Raw genomic sequence first — 3,748 nt, forward strand, 5'->3', positions numbered from 1 at the left:
ACGTTCGCCGAACGCAAGCCGCTCGTCCTGTACACCAATCACCCGGACTTTCAGCAAACGACGCTGAGTGGCACACCACTCAGTGAGGGCACGCGTGCCTTCGCCGAATCGCTGCGCGACCGGCTCGTCATGCCCCTTACCGGTGTTGGCGCCGAGAACGATCACGTGCTCGGCCACGAGGTGGCACACCTGTTCCAGTTCGACATGGCCCGCGGGACCCGCGGACAGAATGGCATGCTCGACCTGCCGCTCTGGTTCGTGGAGGGGATGGCAGAGTATGTCTCGCTCGGTAGCGACGATCCCAACACGGCCATGTGGCTGCGTTCGGCGTTGCTGGCCGACTCGCTGCCCAGCGTGGACGAGCTGACCACCAATCCGCGCCTGTTTCCGTACCGCTACGGGCACGCCTTCTGGGCGTATATCGGTGGACGGTTTGGCGACGATGTCCTGGCGCCGCTCTATCGCAATGCGCTCGTGCTGGGCGTGCGGGGGGCATTGCAGCGCACCCTCGGTGTCCCGGTCGAGGTCATCGAAGACGATTGGCACACCCATATCTCGGTGGCGTATTTCGGCCTCCTCGCGCAGCGCGAGCCGGCGTCGGCGCTCGGGGTGCCGCTCACACCGCGGGCACGCGACGGCGGCTTCTCGCTCAATCCACAACTGAGTCCTGATGGCGCGTGGCTCACGTACATCGGCCGTGATGCGTTCGGTCGGGTGGATGTGCGGCTGCGCGACATGCGAACGCAACGGGACGTGCGGTCCCTCGGCGCGCTGGCGCGTGACGGGCACACCGATGCGATTGCGTTCTTGTACGCCTCGGGCGGTTGGTCGCCCGACTCCCGGCAGTACGCGCAGGTCGTGGTGCGTCGAGGCGACTCCGAGCTCGCCATCATGGATGTGACCACCGGTTCACTGCGCTCGCGCATACGCGTCCCCGGTGTACAGTCGATCAGTGCCCTCTCCTGGTCGCCGGACGGCCGCCAGCTGGCCATCGCCGGCACGCGTAATGGGCAAGGCGACCTGTTCCTGTACGACATCGAAGAGGGCCGGGTGCAGCAGCTCACGAACGACGGGTTCACCGAGCTGCACCCAGCGTGGGCACCGAACGGTCGCTACATCGCGATTGCCACCGATCGTCACGGCGAGACGGACCTGGGTTCCCTCGCCTATGGAAGCCTGCGTTTGGCGCTCATCGATCCGGTCGGTGGACGGGTGCGCGCGGTCCCGGATCTTGGTGCCGGCGCGCGCATGATCAATCCGCAGTGGAGCGCCGACAGCCGGTCGCTGTTCTTCATCGGCGACTCGGACGGCGTGGCCGACGTGTTCCGGCTCGATCTGGCGCGCGGTGTCTTCGATCAGCTCACGCGGGTGCAAACCGGCATCAGTGGCATCACCACGCGATCGCCGGCTCTCACCGTGAGTACCGCGACCAACGCGGTGGTGGTCACCGTATTCGATCGGGACGGTTACCAACTCGTGCAGCTGGACCGCAGCCGGGTGGAAAGCTACCAGCGGCTGAGTGCGGACGAGGTACTCGCCACCGAGCCGGCGCTTCAGGAGCCGGGTGGAATCCTTCCCCCCAGCACGTCGCCGGCACCGTTGGTGGATGCGATGCTCGCCGATGGTGCCACCGGGCTGCCAGGCCCCACGGCCGGTGCGCCGTTCGTCTCTCGCTACCGTGCGCGGTTTGCGTTGGAAGGTGTGGGCATCCCGTCGGCCGGTGTGTCTGCCGGTACCAACGGCGCCGCGGTGGGGGGCGGCGTGAGCGTATTCTGGGGCGATCTGCTGGCTCGACGGCGCGTCGGCGTGGCCCTGCAGGCGCAGGGGCGCGTGCAGGATGTGGGCGGTCAGCTCTTCTACCTCAACGCGGTGTCGCGCTGGAACGTCTTTGCCTCGCTCGGCCGAACGCCGTTTACCACGGCATCCAGCGTGGCCGGGCGTACGCGCGTGCGTGATGCGGCCGGCAACATGGTGGACGTAACGGTGATCGAAAGCGGCGTGTCGCGCACGCTGCTCCACCAGGCCACCGTCGGTGCTCAGTACCCATTCAGTCGTACGCGCCGATTCGAGTTTTCGGCGATCGGCAATCGGGTCACCCAGGATTTCGACGTGGTGCGCCAGGTGGTGCGAGAAGGAAACGGGCAGGTCCTCGACCGGCGGCGTTTAAGTGGCAGTGCGGGCGAGCCGTTGCAGTACGCCGAATGGAGTGCGGCCTTCGTGGGTGACAACACGGTGTTCGGCGCCACGTCGCCGCTCGTCGGGTGGCGATATCGCGTGGAGATGACGCAGACCACGGGGCGCACCACGTTCACGGGTGTGACACTCGACGGTCGTTGGTACCAACCCGCATGGCGCGGCTCGCTCGCGCTACGCGGCATGCACGTGGGACGGTACGGGCGCGACGCCGAGCTCGGGTTGCTGGCGCCGATCTTTCTCGGGGCGGGCACGCTCGTGCGCGGCTACACGGCGGAGTCGATCGCAAATCGTGAGTGTCTGCGCGTACCGGCCGCGGACCGTTGCGACGCGTTCGGTCGACTGCTCGGCAGCCGCATGCTGGTCGGCAGCGCCGAGTATCGCCTCCCCCTGACCCGACTCGGCGGCGGCGCGCTGGGCATCGAACTCGCACCGTTCGTCGATGCCGGATTGGCGTGGAACGCCGGCCAATCGCTTGCTGTGCAACCGCGGCCGCTTTCGGCCCCCGTTGAGGCAATCCGGCGGCCAGTGGTATCGGCCGGCACGAGTCTACGGATCAGCGCCGGGTCGGTCATCCTCGAAATCTTCCATGCCCGTCCCCTACAGCGGGGCGGGAGCGTATTCGGGCTGAATGTGGCGCCAGGCTGGTGAGGTACATTCACACGTGCTGATCTCTCTGTCCCAGTCTCCCAGCGGTTCATGACGGTCGATCGCCGTGGCCACCGGCGACTGGGCGGGCCAGTGGGCTTCGCCACAGTGATACTCGCCACGGCGATGCTTCCGGTGCCCACCTTGGTGCCCGCGGCGATGTTGCACGCGCAGACGGCGAGTTTGCCGCCGGTCAACGACGGGCGCACCGACGACGAGCGAGGGAACATGCTCTTGTCGTCGGGGCAGGAGATGCGCCTGACGCTCGGCGGGTACCTGCAGGTGGACGGTCGTTGGATGTCCGGCACCGCCACGCGGGCACCTGATGGCCTGTTGCTGCGGCGCGCGCGCCTGGTGTTCGATGCGGCCCGCGCCGATGGCTGGCACCTGCGCCTGCAGCCCGACTTCGGTCAGGGGCGGGTGCAGGTGCAGGATGCTTTCGTGGGGTTTCAGCGGAAGGGGTTGGTCGCGCGGGCGGGCCGGTTCCGTCCGGCGTTCGGCACGGAGCGCATGCAGTCATCGGCCACGTTGCTTGCTCCGGAGCGTGGCCTCGTCAATTCACTCATGCCGAGCCGCAGCTTCGGCGCCCAAGTACTGCTGCAGCACAGCGCGTGGCGCGTGGCGGCCGGCGGGTTTCGCACGCCCATCGGGAGTGATGTGACGGCGGTGGATACCGACGGTGACGTGGCTGCCGTGGCCGGCGTTGGTCACGACCTGTTGCTGCGCGTGTCGCAGGTGCGTGAACGACAGGGCCGCTATCTCGAAATCCAGAGCGGGCTCCTCGTAGGCAGTGAACGCGGCACGGTGGACGCCCCAGCGCTCTCGCGGGTGCTGTCTGTGGCCCAGCAACCGATTCTGGTCTTTGCCGATGACGGCACCTCTGCCGGCACGGCACGCGCCGCGGGAA

2 protein-coding genes are annotated in these 3,748 nt (G+C 67.7%); both read left to right on the forward strand.

Translation table 11 applies throughout. The features are described 5' to 3' along the window. Window positions 1–2,844 (forward strand): hypothetical protein (locus tag ACIQ6O_RS14240; RefSeq protein WP_396208445.1); only part of this gene is annotated, 2,844 nt, incomplete at its 5' end. Window positions 2,845–2,892: 48 nt separating this feature from the next. Next, a partial coding sequence (locus ACIQ6O_RS14245) for a porin (RefSeq protein ID WP_396208446.1) occupies window positions 2,893–3,748 on the forward strand: 856 nt, incomplete at its 3' end.

It is taken from the genome of Gemmatimonas sp. (genome assembly GCF_044345575.1).
In the GTDB taxonomy this organism is placed as follows: Bacteria; Gemmatimonadota; Gemmatimonadetes; order Gemmatimonadales; family Gemmatimonadaceae; genus Gemmatimonas.